Origin of the sequence: Clostridium sp. C8 (assembly GCF_001010885.1) — a bacterium.
Classification (GTDB): Bacteria; Bacillota; Clostridia; order Clostridiales; family Clostridiaceae; genus Clostridium; species Clostridium sartagoforme.
This window is the reverse complement of record NZ_LBMX01000001.1, coordinates 15,518-36,003: the sequence shown is the minus strand read 5'-3', so window position 1 is coordinate 36,003 and position 20,486 is coordinate 15,518. Positions and strand designations below refer to the sequence as shown.

Annotated in this window: 20 protein-coding genes; 12 read left to right on the top strand and 8 right to left on the bottom strand. The window is 28.1% G+C overall.

The genetic code is table 11. From position 1 onward, the window contains the following. Nucleotides 1-548 precede the first annotated feature (548 nt). The 7 genes from gyrA to dnaA form a co-directional block, all read right to left on the bottom strand. Nucleotides 549-3,116, bottom strand: coding sequence for a DNA gyrase subunit A (gene gyrA / locus AAT22_RS00190; protein WP_046999872.1), 2,568 nt, complete (start codon nucleotides 3,114-3,116; stop codon nucleotides 549-551). A 21-nt stretch (nucleotides 3,117-3,137) separates the two neighbouring features. Further along, entirely contained in the window at nucleotides 3,138-5,048 is a 1,911-nt protein-coding gene (gyrB, locus tag AAT22_RS00185) for a DNA topoisomerase (ATP-hydrolyzing) subunit B (protein WP_046999871.1), read from the bottom strand. Nucleotides 5,049-5,106: 58 nt separating this feature from the next. Continuing rightward, nucleotides 5,107-5,367 (bottom strand): extracellular matrix/biofilm biosynthesis regulator RemA family protein, encoded by a 261-nt coding sequence (locus AAT22_RS00180; RefSeq protein ID WP_016207957.1) that lies wholly within the window; start codon nucleotides 5,365-5,367, stop codon nucleotides 5,107-5,109. 13 nt (nucleotides 5,368-5,380) lie between these two features. Then, complete coding sequence (recF, locus tag AAT22_RS00175) at nucleotides 5,381-6,466, bottom strand: DNA replication/repair protein RecF (RefSeq protein WP_046999870.1); 1,086 nt, start codon at nucleotides 6,464-6,466, stop codon at nucleotides 5,381-5,383. A 78-nt stretch (nucleotides 6,467-6,544) separates the two neighbouring features. Further along, nucleotides 6,545-6,751, bottom strand: coding sequence for a S4 domain-containing protein YaaA (gene yaaA, locus AAT22_RS00170; protein WP_016207955.1), 207 nt, complete (start codon nucleotides 6,749-6,751; stop codon nucleotides 6,545-6,547). A 47-nt stretch (nucleotides 6,752-6,798) separates the two neighbouring features. Continuing rightward, nucleotides 6,799-7,899, bottom strand: a complete 1,101-nt coding sequence (dnaN, locus tag AAT22_RS00165) for a DNA polymerase III subunit beta (protein WP_046999869.1) — start codon at nucleotides 7,897-7,899, stop codon at nucleotides 6,799-6,801. A gap of 260 nt (nucleotides 7,900-8,159) precedes the next feature. Next, a complete protein-coding gene (gene dnaA / locus AAT22_RS00160) occupies nucleotides 8,160-9,518 on the bottom strand; it encodes a chromosomal replication initiator protein DnaA (RefSeq protein ID WP_016207954.1) in 1,359 nt (452 codons plus the stop codon). 534 nt (nucleotides 9,519-10,052) lie between these two features. Here dnaA and rpmH point away from each other — a divergent pair. From rpmH to AAT22_RS00100, 12 genes are all read left to right on the top strand, one after another. After that, on the top strand, nucleotides 10,053-10,187 hold the full coding sequence (gene rpmH, locus AAT22_RS00155) for a 50S ribosomal protein L34 (RefSeq protein ID WP_016207953.1): 135 nt from the start codon (nucleotides 10,053-10,055) through the stop codon (nucleotides 10,185-10,187). A gap of 61 nt (nucleotides 10,188-10,248) precedes the next feature. Next, nucleotides 10,249-10,599 carry a ribonuclease P protein component gene (gene rnpA / locus AAT22_RS00150; protein WP_016207952.1) on the top strand — a complete coding sequence of 117 codons (351 nt, stop codon included), beginning with the start codon at nucleotides 10,249-10,251 and terminating at the stop codon, nucleotides 10,597-10,599. Beyond that, entirely contained in the window at nucleotides 10,599-10,808 is a 210-nt protein-coding gene (gene yidD, locus AAT22_RS00145) for a membrane protein insertion efficiency factor YidD (protein WP_016207951.1), read from the top strand. Before rnpA ends, yidD begins: the two co-directional genes overlap by 1 nt. Before the next feature lie 18 nt (nucleotides 10,809-10,826). Beyond that, complete coding sequence (yidC, locus tag AAT22_RS00140) at nucleotides 10,827-11,591, top strand: membrane protein insertase YidC (RefSeq protein ID WP_046999868.1); 765 nt, start codon at nucleotides 10,827-10,829, stop codon at nucleotides 11,589-11,591. Nucleotides 11,592-11,631: 40 nt separating this feature from the next. Further along, complete coding sequence (jag, locus tag AAT22_RS00135; protein WP_016207949.1) at nucleotides 11,632-12,255, top strand: RNA-binding cell elongation regulator Jag/EloR; 624 nt, start codon at nucleotides 11,632-11,634, stop codon at nucleotides 12,253-12,255. A 176-nt stretch (nucleotides 12,256-12,431) separates the two neighbouring features. Beyond that, a complete protein-coding gene (gene mnmE, locus AAT22_RS00130) occupies nucleotides 12,432-13,811 on the top strand; it encodes a tRNA uridine-5-carboxymethylaminomethyl(34) synthesis GTPase MnmE (protein ID WP_016207948.1) in 1,380 nt (459 codons plus the stop codon). A gap of 11 nt (nucleotides 13,812-13,822) precedes the next feature. Beyond that, nucleotides 13,823-15,697 (top strand): tRNA uridine-5-carboxymethylaminomethyl(34) synthesis enzyme MnmG, encoded by a 1,875-nt coding sequence (mnmG, locus tag AAT22_RS00125; RefSeq protein WP_156174257.1) that lies wholly within the window; start codon nucleotides 13,823-13,825, stop codon nucleotides 15,695-15,697. Nucleotides 15,698-15,715: 18 nt separating this feature from the next. Then, complete coding sequence (gene rsmG / locus AAT22_RS00120; protein WP_046999867.1) at nucleotides 15,716-16,435, top strand: 16S rRNA (guanine(527)-N(7))-methyltransferase RsmG; 720 nt, start codon at nucleotides 15,716-15,718, stop codon at nucleotides 16,433-16,435. A 208-nt stretch (nucleotides 16,436-16,643) separates the two neighbouring features. Then, entirely contained in the window at nucleotides 16,644-17,420 is a 777-nt protein-coding gene (gene noc / locus AAT22_RS00115) for a nucleoid occlusion protein (RefSeq protein ID WP_046999875.1), read from the top strand. A 175-nt stretch (nucleotides 17,421-17,595) separates the two neighbouring features. Next, on the top strand, nucleotides 17,596-18,357 hold the full coding sequence (locus AAT22_RS00110; protein ID WP_016207943.1) for an AAA family ATPase: 762 nt from the start codon (nucleotides 17,596-17,598) through the stop codon (nucleotides 18,355-18,357). 16 nt (nucleotides 18,358-18,373) lie between these two features. Continuing rightward, complete coding sequence (locus tag AAT22_RS00105) at nucleotides 18,374-19,219, top strand: ParB/RepB/Spo0J family partition protein (protein ID WP_016207942.1); 846 nt, start codon at nucleotides 18,374-18,376, stop codon at nucleotides 19,217-19,219. A gap of 105 nt (nucleotides 19,220-19,324) precedes the next feature. Further along, the gene (locus tag AAT22_RS00100; RefSeq protein WP_016207941.1) at nucleotides 19,325-19,825 is read left to right on the top strand and encodes a DUF4446 family protein; all 501 of its coding nucleotides are present in this window, start codon (nucleotides 19,325-19,327) and stop codon (nucleotides 19,823-19,825) included. Between the two features lie 27 nt (nucleotides 19,826-19,852). On the opposite strand, the gene yyaC is transcribed toward AAT22_RS00100, so the two are convergent. Next, nucleotides 19,853-20,461 (bottom strand): spore protease YyaC, encoded by a 609-nt coding sequence (yyaC, locus tag AAT22_RS00095; RefSeq protein WP_046999866.1) that lies wholly within the window; start codon nucleotides 20,459-20,461, stop codon nucleotides 19,853-19,855. Nucleotides 20,462-20,486 lie beyond the last annotated feature (25 nt).

The window sequence follows — 20,486 nt, the reverse complement described above, 5'->3', positions numbered from 1 at the left end:
CCCGACTTCCAGGTGTAAGGCACGCCGCAACCGTTCGTCCTGAGCCAGGATCAAACTCTCAATAAAAAGTTTAATCTGTCTCAAATTACTTTGAGTCTTAGTTTTAAGACTCCTAAAAGAATTGCTGGTTTATTTTACTTAACTTATATTCTGTTCAATTTTCAAAGACCATTTTCTTCATCGCTCTCAAGCGACTTCATTATCTTATCATTTGTTTTTCTTTTTGTCAACAACTTTTCTTAAAAGTTTTTTTGACTTATTTTGTCACATATCTTAGCGACAGAATCTATCTTATCATTTAAATTTAATATAGTTATATATATATGTATTTATTTTTCAAATTTATTTTTTATTTACTCCATTTTTCTATTTTTTTTTAGTTTATACTATTATTGATACGCCTGGATAAGATTACGTTATAATATAGCTTATTTCTATTATTTTTTATTCTTTTTTAATTTATTCATATAAAAAAATTGCAATTACCTATATATTGATAATTGCAATTTATCATTTTTAAATCTTTATATCTACTTATGGTTTCTCATTTATTCATCATCTTTTGATTCTTCGTCTTCTGATATATCTAATAAATCCTTTAAACTATTATCTGAATCATCTACCACTGCTATTTCACTCTTTATTTCATCATCTATTCTATTTTCATCTATAGTTATTTGATCTTCTTTATCCTCACCAGTTCCTGATATTTTAGCAATTGCTGCTATTTTTTCCTCTTCTGATGTTCTCATAAGAGTTACACCCATTGCAGATCTGCTTGTAACTGATATTCCTGAGACATTTATTCTTATTGCTACTCCACTTGTATTTATTAACATAAGCTCATCATCTATCTTGCATACAGTTGCACCTATAACCTTACCTGTCTTCTCTGATAGTTTGTATGTTATTAAACCTGTTCCGCCTCTTTTTTGTCTCTTATATTCTGTTATAGGAGTTCTCTTTCCAAAACCATTTTCACTAATAACAAGTAAATCTTCTCCTTCTACAGCGATATCCATACATACTGCAATATCATCTTCTCTTAGATTAATAGATCTTACTCCTGATGCAGTTCTGCCCATAGATCTTACATCTTTTTCATTAAATCTAATAGCATTACCATCTTGTGTAACTATTATTATATCTGCGTCTCCACGAGTAACCTTAACCTTTAAAAGTTCATCTCCATCTCTTAGGTTTATAGCTATTAATCCATTTTTTCTAAGATTCTTGAACTCTGAAAGTGGAGTCTTCTTTACTATTCCTTGCTTAGTTCCCATAAATAAGAATCCTTCACTTACATCATCTCTTATTGTAAGTACTGTTTCTATTCTTTCATCTTGCTCTATTGCTATAAGATTTATTATATTAGTACCTTTAGCCGTTCTTCCCGCATCAGGTATTTCATATGCTCTTAGCTTATAAACTCTTCCCTTATTCGTAAAGAATAAAACATCTGAGTGGGTTGAAGTAATATTTACATGTTCTACAAAGTCATCTTCTTTAGTAGACATTGCTTGTATTCCTCTTCCCCCTCTTCTTTGTGCAGAATATGTATCTGCAGATATTCTCTTTATATATCCTGAATGTGTTAATGTAACTACTACTTCTTCTTCCTGTATAAGATCCTCTATATCTATTTCATTAACTACTTTTTCTATCTTAGTCCTTCTTGGATCATTATATTTATTCTTAATTTCTAATAACTCTTCTTTTATTACTGATAAAAGTTTTTCTTCACTTGCTAATATAGAATTTAAATAATCTATTAACTTCATCAACTCTTCAAATTCTTCTTCTATTTTGTCTCTTTCCAATCCTGTTAATCTTCTTAATCTCATTTCTAGGATTGCCTGAGCTTGCTTTTCACTTAATCCAAATCTATCTATTAATGTATTTTTGGCTATTTCTGTTGTTTTAGATGATCTTATTATTTTTATAACTTCATCAATATTATCAAGGGCTATTCTTAAACCTTCTAGTATATGTGCTCTTGCTTCTGCTTTATTTAATTCAAATACAGTTCTTCTGGTTAATACTTCTTTTTGGAATTGTATATAATTACTTAATACTTGTTTAAGGTTTAATACTAATGGTTCATTATTAACTAAAGCTAACATTATAATTCCAAATGTATCTTGCATTTTTGTATGCTTATATAGAAGATTTAATACTACACTTGGATTAGCATCTCTCTTTAATTCTATTACTATTCTCATACCTTCTCTATCAGATTCATCTCTTAAGTCTGATATTCCGGTTATTTTTTTATCTTTTACTAAGTCAGCTATATTCTCTATTAACTTAGCTTTGTTAACTTGATATGGTATTTCTGTAACAATTATTTTATGTCTTCCATTCTCTTCTTCAATTTCTGCATTTGCCCTTACTATAACTCTACCTTTTCCAGTCTCATATGCTGCTCTTATTCCTGATTTCCCCATAATTGTAGCACCTGTAGGAAAGTCAGGCCCTTTAATGACAGTCATTAATTCTAAGGATGTTGTTTCTGGATTATCTATAAGCATTATTGTTCCATCTATTACTTCCCCTAAGTTATGTGGAGGAATATTTGTAGCCATACCTACAGCTATCCCAGATGATCCATTTACTAAAAGATTTGGATACCTTGATGGTAATACAACCGGTTCTCTTTCTTCACCATCAAAGTTTGGTATAAAGTCAACTGTATCTTTATTTATATCTCTTAGCATTTCAGATGCAATTTTATTCATTCTTGCTTCTGTATATCTCATTGCTGCTGCACTATCCCCATCTACAGAACCAAAGTTTCCATGACCATCAACAAGCATATATCTCATTGAGAAATCTTGAGCTAATCTTACTAGTGCATCATAAACTGATGTATCTCCATGTGGATGATACTTACCTAAAACTTCTCCAACTATTCTTGCACATTTTCTATAACTTTTATCCGGCGTAATTCCAAGCTCATTCATAGAATGTAGTATTCTTCTATGAACTGGCTTTAATCCATCTCTAACATCAGGTAATGCACGACCTACAATAACACTCATTGCATAATCAATATAGCATCTCTTCATTTCTTTATTTATATCTATAGGAATAACTTTTCCCTCGTTTAAATTCATGTACCTCACCTCGTTTTAGTACTAAACATCTAAGTTACTTACTTTCTTTGCATTTTTTTGAATAAACTCTCTTCTTGGTTCTACTTTATCCCCCATCAATATAGTGAATATTTCGTCAGCTGCTATCGCATCCTCTATTGTTGCCTTTAAAAGTACTCTCTTTTCCGGGTCCATAGTTGTGTCCCATAATTGAGTTGCATTCATTTCTCCAAGACCTTTATATCTTTGTATATTAGTTGCATTATCTTTTCCACCGATATCACCTAATAACTTTTCAAGTTCTGAATCAGAATAAACATAGTACTCCTTTTTATTTTTCTTTACTTGATAAAGCGGTGGCTGAGCTATATAAACGTGTCCTCCTTCTATTAATCCTCTCATATATCTAAAGAAGAATGTTAACAGTAAAGTTCTTATATGAGCTCCATCTACGTCAGCATCTGTCATTATTATTATTCTGTTATATCTTAATCTTTCTTCATCGAAGTCTTCACCAATTCCAGCACCAAACGCTGTAACCATTGATTTTATAGAATCTGCAGTTAAGATTCTATCTAATCTTTGCTTTTCAACATTTAATATTTTACCTCTTAATGGTAATATAGCTTGGAATCTTCTATTTCTTCCTTGCTTAGCTGATCCCCCTGCAGAGTCTCCCTCTACTATATAAATTTCACACTCTCTAGGATCTTTGGAGGAACAATCAGCTAATTTCCCTGGTAATGATGAACGCTCTAATACTGATTTTCTTGTTAGTTCTCTTGCTTTTCTTGCTGCATCTCTTGCTCTCGCTGCCATCAAAGCCTTTTCTATTATTATTTTCCCAATATTAGGGTTCTCTTCTAAAAATATAGATACCCCTTCTCCTACTATTGAATCCACGACACCTCTAACTTCAGAGTTTCCTAGCTTTGTTTTTGTCTGTCCTTCAAATTGAGGATCAGATATTTTTATAGAAACTACAGCTGTTAATCCTTCTCTGATATCATCACCAGATAAATTTTTATCATTTTCTTTTAAATGATTAAATCTTTTACCATAATCATTTATAACTCTTGTTAAAGATGTTTTAAATCCTGACAAGTGGGTACCACCTTCTATTGTATCTATATTGTTAGCAAAAGAATATAGATTTTCAGTATAACTATCATTATATTGAAGTGATACTTCAGCTATTATTCCATCTCTTTCTCCTTCAACATAAATAGGCTCCTCATGTAGTACTTCCTTATTTCTATTTAGATATGCTACAAATTCCTTTATACCACCTTCATAGAAATAATGTTCCACTTTTTCTTCTTCTCTTTTATCTTCTAATATAATTTTAATTCCCTTATTTAAAAATGCTAACTCTCTTAATCTATTAGATAATATATCGAAATCATATTCTATTTCTTCAAATATTTCAGTGTCTGGCTTGAATGATACCATAGTTCCTTGTTTATCAGTTGTTCCTATCTTACATAAATCAGTTACAACGGCTCCTCTAGAATACTTTTGCTTCCAAATTTCACCTTCTCTGCACACTGTTACTTCACACCACTCTGAAAGTGCATTAACAACTGATGCACCAACACCATGAAGTCCTCCTGATACTTTGTATCCTCCACCACCAAATTTTCCTCCGGCATGAAGAACTGTCATTATAACTTCTACTGTTGATTTCCCCATTTTAGGATGTATTCCTGTAGGCATCCCTCTTCCATTATCTATTACTGTTATTGAGTTATCTTCATTAATAGTAACTGATATATCTGTACAAAACCCAGCCAAAGCTTCATCTATACTGTTATCAACTATTTCATAAACAAGATGATGTAATCCTCTTGAACTGGTACTTCCTATATACATTCCAGGTCTTTTTCTAACAGCCTCTAAGCCTTCTAAAACCTGAATTTGATTTTCATCATAACTTTGTCTGTTATTTTCCAATATAATCTCCTCCTTAAATTAAATTTTATTATAATCACATGAAGATTTAAAATTGGAATTATGGATTATAATCTATATTAGTTCTTTTTGTTAAAGTTGAAGATGAAATTGGAGATAAGTAAATTTTACTCATTTTATTAACTTCAGCTATAACAAAAGATTTTGGTTTTTCTTTAGAAATCCTCTCTACAAACCCATCTTCCTCCGCCATTCTTAAAAAAGCGCTTGTGTCAGAACTATACATTGTAGTTTGTAAATCAAATATTCCAATCACATCTTTGACTGGAACAACTACATTTTCTCCTAAATGTAAAAACATAAGAATTCCTCCCTTAATTTAGGATTTCTCCATCTTTGACCTTAAATAATCTGGATGTATTATCTAAATAATTAGTTATATCCTCGATTCCCGTACATGTTATTATAGTTTGAATCTCCCCAATGGTACTTAAAATGTACCTCTTTCTATTAAAATCTAACTCTGATAAAACATCATCTAATAATAATACTGGATATTCTGATGTAATTTCCTTTATTATTTTTAAAGATGAAAATTTCATTGTAAGAACTGCGCTTCTTTGTTGTCCTTGAGATCCAAAACTTTTTGTATCTATATCATTAATAAGAACAATAAAATCATCCCTATGAGGGCCAATGCTCGTAATTCCCTTTTCAATATCTTTCTTCCTGTTTTTCTTTAATGTTTCATAGAAGTTAACTTTTATATTTTCCAAGTCCTTTATTGTACTTATATATCTAAATTCTATATTTTCTTTTCCTGAAGATATTTCTCTATGTACATCTTTACCATAAAAGTTTAATTTATTAATATAATTAATTCTATCTATAACTATATGATGCCCATAATTTGCTAATTGAATATCATATATATCTAAAATTTCCTTATCTAGATTCCTATTTTTTAAAATAACATTACGTTCATTTAAAATTTTGTTATATTGAACTAAATTATAGTAATATTTAGGGTTTAGTTGACATAATTCCATGTCTATAAATTTTCTTCTTATTCCTGGTGAATCTTTTATAATCTTTAAATCTTCTGGTGAAAACATAACAACATTAAAGTTTCCAAATAATTCTCCTATTTTAGACACCTTAATTTTATTTATCTTTATTGCTTTTTTCCCATCCTTTAATATATTTATATCAATATTCTTATCAAGCCTATCTTTACCTACAAGTAAACTTATATATGCACTATCTGAATTCCAATTTATTAAATCTCTATCTTTGGAAGTTCTGTGTGATTTAGAAAATGCACAATAATAAATTGCTTCAAGAATATTGGTTTTACCTTGAGCATTATCTCCCATAAATACATTTACATTTTTACCAAGTGTTATATTTAAAGATTTATAATTTCTATAATTTAACATTTGAAGTCTTTTAATATACATTTTTAACACCTATTTTAATTATAACATATAAAAAGAATAAAAGTAATTGTTAAGGTAATAGTAAATGCAATATAGTTCTTAAATAACTTTATACTCTTCACCATCGAATTCTACTATATCACCCTTTTTAATTTTCTTTCCTCTTTGAGTACAAATTTCATTATTAACCTTTACCATCTCATCTAAAATATACATTTTCGCTTCTGATCCTAAAGATGCAACTCCACACCACTTCAAAAAGGAATCCAATTTTATAAATTCTGTATTTATTTTAACTTCATTCATTTCCAATTCAATGCATTTTTATTCATATTTTATGCATTTTCTCCTTTCTATCTTATAAGCCTTACTGGTAAAACAAGATATTTTGAATTATCTATATTCTTACCCTTTATTACGCAAGGGCTAACACTTGATGTCATTTCTAATTTAACTTCATCATCATCCATGTTTTTTAATACATCCAAAAGATATCTAGAATTAAATGCAATTTGTATAGATTCTCCTTGCAAGTTTATATTCAATTCCTCCCTAACCTTTCCCAATTGAGAATTGGATGTTATTATCATTGTATCCTCTTGAACATCTAGTTTTATTAAATTGCTATTACTATCCTTAGCCATTAAAGATGCTCTCTCTATACAATTTTGTAATTGTTGTTTATTTACATCAACTAATATTTTATGCTCTTGAGGTAATAAAGACGAATAATTTACAAATTTACCTTCTAATAATCTTGAAATAATTTTTGTATTATTTAAATTAAATAATATATGATTATTCGTAAATGTTATTTTTACTATATCAGATATATCTTCTAATATTTTTGAAACTTCATTTAATGTTTTCCCAGGTATTACAACTTCTAGATTATTATCATTATCTAAAAACTCATTTCTTATAGCTAATCTATATCCATCTAAAGCTACTAAGTTTAGATTTTTATTATTCACTTCAAATAATATTCCTTGAAGTATTGGTCTTGTTTCGTCTTGAGCTATAGCAAAAGATGTTCCTTTTATCATATTTTTTAGTATATTCTGAGGAACTTCAGCTGATAAATTTTCATTTATATTTGGTATAGCTGGATAATCTTCAGCATTCATGTAAACTAGGTTAAACACTGATTTTTCACATGTAATTTGAATTATATCATTTTCTAAAGTTTCTATTTTTATATCTGAATTTGGTAGCTTTCTTATAATTTCTCCAAAAATCTTTGCATCTATTACTATCTTTCCTTCCTCAAGAATATCTGCTTCAACCTTTGTTTCTATAGATACATCCATATCAGATCCTATTAATGTTAATCCTTCCTTTTTTGCATCTATATAGATTCCTTCTAATATAGGCATAGTTGTTTTTCCTGTTATAGCCTTACTTGTTATTGATATACCTTCTTGTATTTTTTGTTTTTCACAAATAAATATCATATAAAAACCTCCTTAAGTTATATACATATAAGATGTATAGATATAGATAAATATATAAGATATAAATTAATAATAGTAGTAGTAGGGGCTGTGAGTATGTTAATAAGTACCCCTAACCATTGAATTGTCTAAATTGTTTATAAAAAAATAGTGTGGATAAGTGAAGCAAAAATTACGTATCTTATCCACAGTACTAACAGACGATATTGTTTTTAAGAGTTATCCACAAATAATTAAATATATTTATGTACAGTTGTTGATTAATTTTGAGTTAGCTTTTTTGTTATATCATTTACTGTGTGTTGTAGACTTTCATCAGTATTTAAGCTATCAGAGATTTTCTCATATGCATGTATAACAGTAGTATGATCTCTTCCTCCAAATTCCTCTCCTATTTTCGGTAAAGACATATCTGTTAATTTTCTACTTAAATACATTGCAATTTGTCTTGGATAGGCTATATTTCTAGTTCTTCTTTGAGATTTTAAGTCTTCTATTCTAAGATTAAAATATCCAGCAACAACATCTTGTATAACATCTATAGTTACATTTTTATTTTGTTTATTTGATATTATATCTTTAAGAGCTTCGCTTGCTAATTCCACTGTAATAGGTCTATTTGTAAGAGAGGAATATGCCACTATTCTAATCAATGCTCCTTCTAGTTCTCTAATATTAGACTTAATTTTTGTTGCAATATAAACCATAACTTCATTTGCTACATTTAATTTCTCGACATCAGCTTTCTTTTTTAGTATAGCCATTCTAGTCTCAAAGTCTGGTGCTTGAATATCAGCAATTAAGCCCCATTCAAACCTAGAACGTAATCTATCTTCCAAAGTTGGTATTTCTTTTGGTGGCCTATCAGACGATAGAATTATTTGTTTATTTGCATCATGTAATTCATTAAATGTATGGAAAAATTCTTCCTGAGTTCTTTCTTTGCCAGCTATAAATTGGATATCATCTATAAGTAAGATATCAACACTTCTATATTTATTTCTAAACTCTTCATTTTTATCATCCCTTATTGCATTAATAAGTTCATTAGTAAATTTTTCTGAAGAAACATATACAACTTTAGCAGTAGTATTGTTTTGTAAAACATAGTGTCCTATAGCATGCATTAAGTGAGTTTTACCAAGACCAACTCCACCATAAATGAATAAGGGATTATATGCTTTAGCTGGAGATTCAGCTACTGCCAAGGACGCAGCATGAGCAAATCTATTACTATTACCAATAACAAATGAATCAAATGTGTACTTAGGATTTAAAGTACTAGACATTTCATCGTTTACGATAATAGATGATGATTTATTATCTATCTTTGAGATTTTTTCTTCCTTATCTTCAGATTCCTGAATATCAGATGCAACTATAAATTCTACATTATATACTTTAGAACAAGCAGCTTCTATAGAATTTACAACCAAATCCTTATATCTTTTTTCCAATATATCTTGAGTGAAGGAATTGGGCACACTGATTTTTATTATATTGGAAGATATAGAAATAGGTTCGCAACTTTTAATCCATGTATTAAAACTAACTTCACTCATTTCACCTTTAATTATATTTAATGTTTTTTCCCATAATGATTTAAGATCATTATTCATTTTATATCCTCCATAAAAAAAATTTTAAAAGTTATTAAATAATTAATAACATAGTATAAACATAGTTATTAACATATGAAAATGATTGTTGATAACTAATAATAAAAATATTCACATGTTAATAATTATGTTGATGTTATAAACATAAAAAAATTATCCACAGTATAAGTATGTACAAATTTACACATTATTAACATGGTATAAAAGTAATATTTACGCTAAAAATAGGTATAAATAGATAAGTAATAAAGAAAAAGCAAACAAGTTATGCACAATTTAATCCACAGCTGTGGATAAGTTGTTGTATAAATAAAACTATTCACATTCATTATTAATAATAACATAAGTTAAATAGAGTATTCAAGAAGTTATCCACAAATTTATATGTTAATATATTTATATTTATCAACAGAATTTGAAAATTATAGTGTATTGACATAAAATCGTGATATATATATAATAATAAGGTAAATTTAAAATTAGGAATTATAGTTTTTACTATAGAAATTTAGAATTCGAAGGGGGTGTAGTGAAATGTTCATGACATACCAACCAAAAAAAAGACAAAGAAAAAAGGAACATGGATTCAGAAAGAGAATGAAAACTTCATCAGGAAGAACTGTTCTTAAAAGAAGAAGACAAAAAGGTAGAAAAAAATTAACAGCATAAGGGCCGCAAATAGTGGCCTTTTTTCTGCAATAGCGGAAAAAAAAGGAGTATAGAAGTTCCAATGGTGTACAGATTAAGAAAGAATAATGAATTCAAATTAGTATATAGACGGGGAAGGTCGCTAGCTAATAATCTTTTAGTTTTATATATTTTTAATAATAAGAAAAATAAAACAGAGGATAAGCTTCCTTATAATAAGGTAGGAATTTCTGTAAGTAAAAAAGTAGGCAATAGTGTAGTACGAAGTAGAAGTAAACGATTGATAACTGAAAGCTATAGACTAAATGAAAAAGATATTAAAAAGGGGTATGATTTTGTATTTGTAGCACGAAGTGCTATAAAGGATAAAAGTTTCTTTGATGTTGAAGAATCAATGAAAAAACTTTTTTTAAAGGCAGGATTATATAAATAATGAAAAAAGTAATGCTAAAAACTATATATTTATATAGAAAATATATCTCACCAATGAGACCACCAACATGTATTTATGTTCCTACATGTTCTCAATATGCAATAGATGCTATTAATAAATATGGGGCAATAAAGGGTGGTTTTTTAGCTATAAAGAGAATTCTAAGGTGTCATCCATTCGCAAAGGGTGGGTATGATCCTGTAAAATAAGGAGGTTAGGCATAAAAGATGATGAAATTCTTACAACCAATAACAAATTTCTTGACTATTATATTTGATGGACTTCATGGTTTTATTTTATCAGTATTTAACATGGAACCAAGTGGTGCTTCATATGTACTAACAATTACAATATTTACTTTAATAATTAGATTGTTAATACTTCCATTAAATATAAAAGCTAACAGATCAAATGCGAGGATGCAGGAAATTCAACCTGAATTAAATGCAATACAAAAGAAATATGCAAATGATCCCCAAAAGATGCAAGCTGAATATTCAAAATGTATGAAAGAAAATAATGTAAGTATGTTTGGAGGTTGTCTTCCAACATTATTACCATTACCAATATTATTTGCCTTATATTATGTATTTATGAATATAGACAAAGGCTCAGTAGTAAATCCATCATTTTTATGGATAGTGGATGTATTTAAAAAAGATAGATATTTCGTATTACCTGTATTAGCATTTTTAAGCACATATTTACCAAGTTTACTTTTAACTAAGTCAATGCCTAAAAATGATAATAGTCCTATGAATATGGGAAGTATGAATATTATGATGGCAGGTATGATGGGAGTAATGGCAATTAACTTTAGCTCAATTCTAGTTATCTACTGGATAATTGGTGGATCTATTCAATTAGCACAAACTTACTTCTTAAATTATTTACCATATAAAAAGAAAAAAGAAGCTAAAGAGGAAGAGGCAAACTTAAAGACTATTCAAAATGCCAAAAAAGCAACGCCAAAGACTAAGAAAAAAAATTAAGATTTATTATATTTAGTATTTACTAGGTGGTGAATAGGGTATGAAAATATTAGAAATGACAGGTAAAACCATAAATGAAGCATTAAATAATGCATTAAAAGAATTGAAGCTCACAGAGGATAAAATTGAATATGAGGTTCTAGATGAAGGCTCTAAAGGATTTTTGAATATTATAGGGACAAAACCTGCTAAAATATTAGTAAAAGTCAAAAGAGATTATAAGGAAGAAGTAAGAGTATTTTTAAGATCTATTCTTGATAATATGAGAGTACAATCAGAAATAAAAATTAGAGAAGTTGATGATGTTATTTATATAGACTTAAATGGTCCAAAGATGGGTTTAATAATTGGATATAGAGGAGAGACATTAGACTCCTTACAATACTTATCATCATTAGTTGTTAATAAAGAACACGATATTCCTTATAAAAAAGTAGTTTTAGATACTGAAAATTACAGAAAAAAAAGAGAAGAAACCTTAAAAAGAGTTGCAGAAAAAACTGCATATAAAGTTAGAAAAACTAGAAGACCTTATAAACTAGAACCAATGAATCCTTATGAAAGAAGAGTAATACATTCTGCTTTACAAGATAATGAATATGTATATACATTTAGTGAAGGTGATGAGCCTCACAGAAGAATTGTTGTAGACATAAAGAAGTAAATGGGTATGGAGGCCAATTGGCTTTCCTACCCTTTATTTTTTTGACTTAATTTCAATAGTTTTGTAAAATGAATATTAGTTAATTTGGGATATAATATAAATAATGATAATTAAATTTTGCTAATGAATAAATAAAGTAAAAATCCACAATGGATTTTTTTATAAGGAGGATAGACATGAAAGAATTTGATACAATTTGTGCTATATCAACAGCAATTGGAGAAGGTGGAATTGCTATTATAAGAGTATCAGGAGATAAAGCTTTAGATATAGTATCTAAGATATTTAATGCCAAGAACGGAAAAGATATAAGAGATATGAAGACTTATACTATGAAATATGGTCATATAGTTGATATAGATACAAAGGATTTAATAGATGAAGTAATAATAAGTTATATGAAAGGGCCAAAAAGTTTTACGGCTGAAGATACTGTGGAAATAAATTGTCATGGTGGAGTCACATCAACAAATAAGGTTTTAGAGATGACAATCAAGGCAGGAGCAAGACTTGCTGAGCCAGGTGAATTTACAAAGAGAGCCTTTTTAAATGGGCGTATAGATTTATCGCAAGCAGAAGCAGTTATGGATTTAATAACAGCTAAAACAGAATTAGCAATGAAATCTGCATTGATGCAAAGTACGGGATCTCTATCACAAAAAATAAATAAGCTTAGAGAATATTTATTAAATGTTTTAGCTTTAATAGAATATGCTGTTGACTTCACGGAGGATGATGAAGAAGTTGACCCAGCTATTCCTATAAGAGTTAAAGAGAGTCTTGAGGAAGCTTATGAAATTATAAATAAGCTTTTAAAGGGAGCTGATGAAGGAAGAATAATAAGAGACGGATTAAGTTTAGCTATAGTAGGTAAACCTAATGTTGGAAAATCATCTTTATTGAATGTACTTTTAAAGGAAAAGAGAGCTATAGTTACAGATATTGCTGGTACAACTAGAGATGTGATAGAAGAATATATAAATTTAGATGGAATACCAGTAAAAATTATAGACACAGCAGGAATAAGAGATACAGAAGATATAGTTGAAAAAATTGGGGTTGAAAAATCCAGAGAAAAGATAAATGAAGCAGATTTAGTTTTATTAGTATTAGATTCATCTAGAAGTTTAGATAAAGAAGATATTGAAATAATAGGAACTATAAAAGATAAAAAATCAATAATTTTATTAAATAAAATTGATTTAGAAAATAAATTAGATAATACAATATTATCGGATTTTAAAAATATAATAAAAATTTCAGCTAAAGAAGATATTGGGATAGATGGATTAAAAAATGAGATTAAGAATATGTTCTTTAATGGTAAAATAGATAGCGAAAGCTTAATCATATCCAATTCACGACATAAGCAAGCATTAATAAGAGCCAAGGAAAATTGTGATAATGCGCTTATAAGAGTTAAGAATAATGAGTTTCTTGATTTAATTTCTATATATGTTACTGCAGCATTAAAAGCATTAGGAGAAATTACAGGTTCTGAATTGGAAGAGGATTTAGTTAATAAAATATTTAAGGAATTTTGTTGTGGAAAGTAGGAGAAATAAAGATGAAATATAATGCGGGAGAATACGATGTAGTAGTCGTAGGGGCCGGTCATGCAGGATGTGAAGCGGCATTATCAACAGCGAGAATGGGATTAAAAACATTGATTTGTACTACTAATCTCGATTCTGTAGCTATGATGCCGTGTAATCCTAATATAGGAGGAACTGCAAAAGGTCATTTAGTAAGAGAAATTGATGCTTTGGGCGGAGAAATGGGAATTAATATAGATAATACATATATACAATCAAGAATGCTTAATACATCAAAGGGACCAGCAGTTCATTCATTAAGAGCTCAGGCAGATAAGAAAAAATACCAAAGTAGAATGAAAAATGTTTTAGAAAATCAAGAGAATCTTAGTTTAAGACAACTTGAAGTTATAGAAGTAGATGTTATAGATGGAAAAGTTAGAGGAGTTCTAACTAAAAATGGTGGATATTTTAGTTGCAAAGCAGTTATATTAACAACTGGGACTTATTTAAGAGCTAGAATAATAATAGGTGATGTAACATATAATAGTGGCCCTAATGGATTATCAGCAGCAAATGAATTATCACAATCATTAATAGATTTAGGAATATCATTAAGAAGATTTAAAACAGGTACTCCAGCAAGAATAAATAAGAAATCAGTAGATTTTTCAAAAATGATAGAACAACCAGGTGATGAAAAAATAATTCCATTTTCATTTATAAGTGGAGATATCTCAAGAGAACAAGTATCTTGTTGGTTAACTTATACAAGCGAAGAAACTCATGATGTAATTAGAGAAAATATTTCAAGATCACCAATGTATAATGGATTAATTGAGGGAGTAGGGCCTAGATATTGCCCATCAATAGAAGATAAAGTTATGAGATTCCCAGATAGGGAAAGACATCAGTTATTTATAGAGCCCGAAGGCGAAGATACTGAAGAAATGTATATCGGAGGAATGTCTTCATCACTTCCAGAGGATGTACAAATACAAATGTTAAAAACTGTGCCAGGCTTAGAGAATGTAGAAATAATGAGAACAGCATATGCAATAGAATATGATTCAATTGATCCAACTCAATTAAAACCAACACTAGAATTTAAAGATTTTGATGGATTATATGGAGCAGGACAGCTAAATGGTAGTTCAGGATATGAAGAGGCTGCTGCGCAAGGCATAGTAGCAGGAATAAATGCAGCTTTAAAGATTAAAGATAAAGAGCCTATGATATTAACAAGATCTGATGGATATATAGGAGTTCTCATTGATGATTTAGTTACCAAGGGTACTAATGAGCCATATAGAATGATGACTTCAAGAGCTGAATATAGGTTATTATTAAGACAAGACAATGCAGATTTTAGACTAACTGAAATAGGATATAATGTAGGTCTTGCAACAGAGGCAAGATATCAAAAGTTCCTAAAAAGAAAAAATAGTATAGAAAGTGAAATAGAGAGATTAAAAAGTTTACAAATAACTAATAAAAAAGAAGTAAATGACTTTTTGATTTCTTTAGGATCTACTGAGCTTAAAAAACCAATTAGTTTTTATGAACTTATTAAGAGACCTGAATTAGATTATTTTATTTTAAAGGATTTAGATATAGATAGACCAGAATATAAGGATGACATAGGAGAACAAATAAATATAATTACTAAATATGAAGGATATATAGAAAGTCAATTAGAGCAAGTTAAACAATTTAAGAAATTTGAAAAAAAATTAATTCCTGAAGATTTAGATTATAAAGATGTTAAAGGGTTAAGAACTGAAGCTATTCAGAAATTATCTAATGTAAGACCTATAAGTATAGGGCAAGCGTCAAGAATTTCAGGAGTATCACCAGCAGATATATCTGTTTTATTAATTTATTTAGAACATCAACATAAGAAATAAATTTATGTGGAGGAAAGCATGGAATATTTTCAATTAATGAAAGATGCATCATTAGAAGTAGGATTAGAATTATCAGAGCATCAATACAATCAATTTATAAAATACATGAAACTACTTCAAGAATGGAATGAAAAAGTAAATCTTACAGCAATAACACAAGATGAAGAGGTTATAAAAAAGCATTTTATTGATTGCATTAAGGCTTTTAAATCAAAATCAATAAAAGGGGCAAAAACTATAATAGATGTAGGAACAGGAGCTGGATTTCCAGGATTACCTATAGCAATAATGAATCCTAGTGTAGAAGTAACATTATTAGACTCATTAAACAAAAGAATAAACTTTTTAAATATAGTTATAGATACTTTAGAGTTGAAAAATGTTACAACAATTCATGCAAGAGCTGAAGATGGCTCAAGAACACCAGAATTGAGAGAAAAATTTGATGTTGCAACATCAAGAGCTGTAGCTAATATGGCAGTATTATCAGAACTATGTTTACCATATGTAAAGATTAATGGATATTTTGTTGCCTTAAAGGGCCCTGCAATAGAAGAGGAACTTAAAGAGGGGAATAAGGCCATAGCTACCCTAGGAGGAGAATTAATAGATATAATTGAAGTAAATATAGAGGACTCAGATTTAAAACATAATATAGTAGAAGTAAAAAAGATAAATAAGTGTCCTAAAATATATCCAAGAAAAGCTGGAACAGTAAATAAAAAACCAATAAAATAGAATATTCTACAATATATTTTAATAAAAATAGTCGATTAATAATTTTTTTCTGAGATATATAGATGGATTTGTAAATAATTAATTTATACTAAGCGAATTTGTCTTATAATAATAAGGAATAAAAAGAAGGAATTTAGACAAGAAAATAGAATTTTTAATTTATTGAATAAAATGGTAATTTAGAGAAATAGGGGATGATTGGGTGCATATGAAAAGAGAAATTACTAACATAAGTGTAAATAAAATATTTCCAAATACTTATCAGCCTAGAAGATTTTTTAATGAAGAGGCATTAGAAGAGTTATCTCAATCTATAAAGGAACATGGAATAATTCAACCAATTACTGTGAGAAGAAGAGGAGAAAACTTTGAACTAGTTGCAGGAGAAAGAAGATGGAGAGCAGCTAGGATGGCAGAGTTAGAAGATGTACCATGTAATATTATAGAAATTACAGATACACAATCTGCTGAAATTGCATTATTAGAAAATTTACAAAGAGAAGATTTGAATTTTATAGAAGAGGCAGAAGCTTATTATAATCTTATAAATGATCATAAATTTACTCAAGATGAATTAGCAAAACGAATGGGTAAAAAGCAATCAACTATAGCTAATAAATTAAGATTATTGAAACTTAGTTCTAATGTAAGAAAGCTTTGTATAGAGAATAAATTAACAGAAAGGCACGCAAGAGCTTTATTATCTCTACCAAATGAGGAATTACAATTAAAAGTTATAGAAAAGATAATTAAAAATTCTCTTAATGTCAAATCAACAGAAGAAGCAGTTAATAAAGAGTTACTAAAATTAGCTGGAGAAGAATTAAATAATAATAAAAATAAAAAGATAAAAAGTGTTTTTCCAGCAAAATTATATGTTAATACTATAAAGCAAGTATTTGATAAGTTTAATATACCAGCAGAGTATAAATTTAAAGATGAAGATGAATTTATACAAATTACAGTGTCTATACCCAAAAAATAAATTTTTAAATAAGTATATTCTTTAAATTAGTAAGAATATACTTATTTTTTTGGCTAAATTTAAATTAAGTTATTATTTTAATCAATTTTTATTATGTTAATCTTTTAATATTATCTAAAACTATATATAATATTAATATAAGAAGGGGGGTGAAGCTCTAAAATAGAGCTTTTATATGAAGAAAGTTTGTATATTCAATCAAAAGGGTGGAGTAGGGAAAACTACTACAAATATAAATTTATGTGCATACCTAGCTATGGAAGGTTATAAAGTATTAACAATAGATATAGATCCCCAAGGCAATACAACAAGCGGATTAGGTCTAGATAAAAGAAATCTAGAATTTTCAATGTATGATGTATTAACTTCTGAAACTTCGCTAAGAGAAGTAATTTTAAAAAGTGAGTTAGTACAAAACTTATATATAGCTCCATCAACAATGGAACTAGCAGGTGCTGAAGTAGAAATGATAAGTAAGGAAAATAGAGAAACTATTTTAACAAATAAGATCAAGGAAGTTGAAAATGATTATGATTTTATTTTTATAGATTGTCCACCATCTCTTGGAGTATTAACTATAAATGCTTTAACGTCAGTGGAATCAGTCTTAATACCAATTCAGTGTGAATTTTATGCACTTGAGGGAGTAGGGCAGCTTATAAATACAATTCAATTAGTTAAAAAGTCACTAAATAAGGAACTTGAAATAGAAGGCGTTGTAATGACAATGTACGATTATAGAACTAACTTAAGTAATGAAGTTTTTGAAGAAGTAAAAAACTTTTTTAATGATAAGGTTTATAAAACTACAATATCAAGAAATATAAGATTAGCTGAAGCACCGAGTTTTGGATTACCTATAATGTTGTATGATGAAAAATGTAAGGGTGCAGAATCTTACAAAGCTTTAACAAAAGAATTCTTAAATAGGCAATAATAAGTAGGTGATTAATATGAATAAAAAATCAGCATTAGGAAAAGGACTAGGCGCTTTAATTCCTAATGATAATTCAAGCAAAGATGAAAATAAGACTTCAATTATATCGTTAAATTTAATTAAAAGTAATGATGAACAACCAAGAAAATCTTTTGATAATGAAAAAATAGCTGAATTAGCACAATCTATAAAAGAACATGGAATAATTCAACCTATTATATTAAATAAAAAAGGAGATTATTATATTATAGTTGCTGGAGAGAGAAGATGGAGAGCAGCTAAGTTTTTAGGCTTGAAAGAGGTCCCTGCTATAGTTATGGAGTTAACAGAAAAAGATATATTGGAAGTATCTTTAATAGAAAATATTCAAAGACAAGATTTGAATCCTATAGAAGAAGCTATGGCATATAAAAAACTATTAAGTGAGTTTAATTTAACACAAGAAGAATTAAGCAAAAGAGTAGGAAAATCAAGAGTTGCAATTAGTAATGTAATAAGATTGACCAATCTTTCTGAAACAGTAAAACAATATTTAATTGATGAAGTTATAACAGAGGGGCATGGAAGAGCTCTTCTAGCTATAGAGGATCCAGAAATTCAATGTGAAATAGCGCAGAAAGTAATAGATGAAAAATTATCTGTTAGAGAATTAGAAAAATTAATAAAATATTTAAATATAGAAAAAAAACAAAAAGATAAAGTAAGAGAGATAAATCCATATTATAAAGATGTAACTGAAAAACTACAAAATTATTTTGGAACTAAAGTAAATATAAGTAATAAAAATAACAAAGGAAAAATAGAAATAGAATATTATTCTAATGAGGATTTACAAAGAATATTAGAGATAATGGATTTATAAATGTTTCACGTGAAACATTTATAAAAGATTATTAGGTAATGTTTCACGTGAAACATTATAATTATTCAAAAAATCTAGTTATAAATTCTAGAGAGGAGTATTAATTTGGAAAGCATATTAAATACAATAAATGAAAATTCATCATTTATTACTATTGGTTTAGTAGTTATAATATTATTACTTTTCATAATAGTAATTTCATTAATAAGATCAGTGAATAAAATGGAAAAAAAGTATAGGAAAATGATGAGAGGCGTAAATAATAAAAATTTAGAAGAACTTATAAATTTAAAATTAGAAGAAATTGATAAAGCTGTAGAAAATTCAAATGAAGCTCTTAATAAATGTGAAGTTATAAAAGAAGAAATGAAGGGCTGTGTAAATAAAATAGCTATAATGAGATATAAAGCTTTTCCAGACGTAGGTAGTGATTTAAGTTTTTCAATAGCTATACTAGATTCATATAATGATGGAGTTTTAATTACAGGGATTTATTCAAGGCAAGATAGCACTACATATGCTAAGCCGGTGGATAAAGGAATATCAAGATATGAATTATCAGAAGAAGAATCTTATGTTTTAAATGAGGCAATAAATAAAAGATAAATAAAAAATAAGAGTTATAGGGATTAGCTATAAACTCTTATTTTTTTGTAAATAATTTATTTTAGAAGGTTTATTAATATATTCCATTTCTCTTGAAACTTTCAATATAAAATGATTTATTCCTTTAGATATGCAATCAGCTAAAGTCATAACTGTATATAATCTAGTATTTTGTAAAACTATGAACTCAAAACTTCCTCCAATATTAACAATTCCAGTTATACTTAAATCACCAATAGGAGGTAGATTTTTATTTACAGCTAAACCAGGATAAAGGGGTTTTTTATCTATAAATACCTTGCCTATATTATTTATTTTTCCAAGACATGAGTCTATAGCAACTATATATGGATTATTAAAGTTACAATTAATTTTATTAATTATATTAGTTATATTTTTAGAGTGAACAGGATTTTCTAAAGAACCATAAATATGAATCTTATTTTGAGAAATGTTCTTTAATTTATATCCTACTAATGGTCCTAAGGAATCACCAGTACACCTATCAGTACCGATGCAGACAAAAATTATATCTCTATTTGAAAAAACTATATCTTTTAAGTTATTGTATAAGTAATTTTTAACTTCTACATAAGAATTAGGTAATAGTGAGTCTATCTTAATTATATCATTCATAAAAACACCTCTCTTATTGAAATTA

What these genes read in the sequence shown, in the direction of transcription:
- gyrA (WP_046999872.1), bottom strand. Translation starts at nt 3,116, where the DNA reads ATGAATTTAAACGAGGGAAAAGTTATTCCTATAGATATAAATAAAGAA.
- AAT22_RS00180 (WP_016207957.1), bottom strand. Translation starts at nt 5,367, where the DNA reads ATGTTTTTACATTTAGGAGAAAATGTAGTTGTTCCAGTCAAAGATGTG.
- recF (WP_046999870.1), bottom strand. Translation starts at nt 6,466, where the DNA reads ATGTATATTAAAAGACTTCAAATGTTAAATTATAGAAATTATAAATCT.
- yaaA (WP_016207955.1), bottom strand. Translation starts at nt 6,751, where the DNA reads ATGAATGAAGTTAAAATAAATACAGAATTTATAAAATTGGATTCCTTT.
- dnaN (WP_046999869.1), bottom strand. Translation starts at nt 7,899, where the DNA reads ATGATATTTATTTGTGAAAAACAAAAAATACAAGAAGGTATATCAATA.
- dnaA (WP_016207954.1), bottom strand. Translation starts at nt 9,518, where the DNA reads ATGAATAATGATCTTAAATCATTATGGGAAAAAACATTAAATATAATT.
- rpmH (WP_016207953.1), top strand. Translation starts at nt 10,053, where the DNA reads ATGTTCATGACATACCAACCAAAAAAAAGACAAAGAAAAAAGGAACAT.
- rnpA (WP_016207952.1), top strand. Translation starts at nt 10,249, where the DNA reads ATGGTGTACAGATTAAGAAAGAATAATGAATTCAAATTAGTATATAGA.
- yidD (WP_016207951.1), top strand. Translation starts at nt 10,599, where the DNA reads ATGAAAAAAGTAATGCTAAAAACTATATATTTATATAGAAAATATATC.
- yidC (WP_046999868.1), top strand. Translation starts at nt 10,827, where the DNA reads ATGATGAAATTCTTACAACCAATAACAAATTTCTTGACTATTATATTT.
- jag (WP_016207949.1), top strand. Translation starts at nt 11,632, where the DNA reads ATGAAAATATTAGAAATGACAGGTAAAACCATAAATGAAGCATTAAAT.
- mnmE (WP_016207948.1), top strand. Translation starts at nt 12,432, where the DNA reads ATGAAAGAATTTGATACAATTTGTGCTATATCAACAGCAATTGGAGAA.
- mnmG (WP_156174257.1), top strand. Translation starts at nt 13,823, where the DNA reads ATGAAATATAATGCGGGAGAATACGATGTAGTAGTCGTAGGGGCCGGT.
- rsmG (WP_046999867.1), top strand. Translation starts at nt 15,716, where the DNA reads ATGGAATATTTTCAATTAATGAAAGATGCATCATTAGAAGTAGGATTA.
- noc (WP_046999875.1), top strand. Translation starts at nt 16,644, where the DNA reads ATGAAAAGAGAAATTACTAACATAAGTGTAAATAAAATATTTCCAAAT.
- AAT22_RS00110 (WP_016207943.1), top strand. Translation starts at nt 17,596, where the DNA reads ATGAAGAAAGTTTGTATATTCAATCAAAAGGGTGGAGTAGGGAAAACT.
- AAT22_RS00105 (WP_016207942.1), top strand. Translation starts at nt 18,374, where the DNA reads ATGAATAAAAAATCAGCATTAGGAAAAGGACTAGGCGCTTTAATTCCT.
- yyaC (WP_046999866.1), bottom strand. Translation starts at nt 20,461, where the DNA reads ATGAATGATATAATTAAGATAGACTCACTATTACCTAATTCTTATGTA.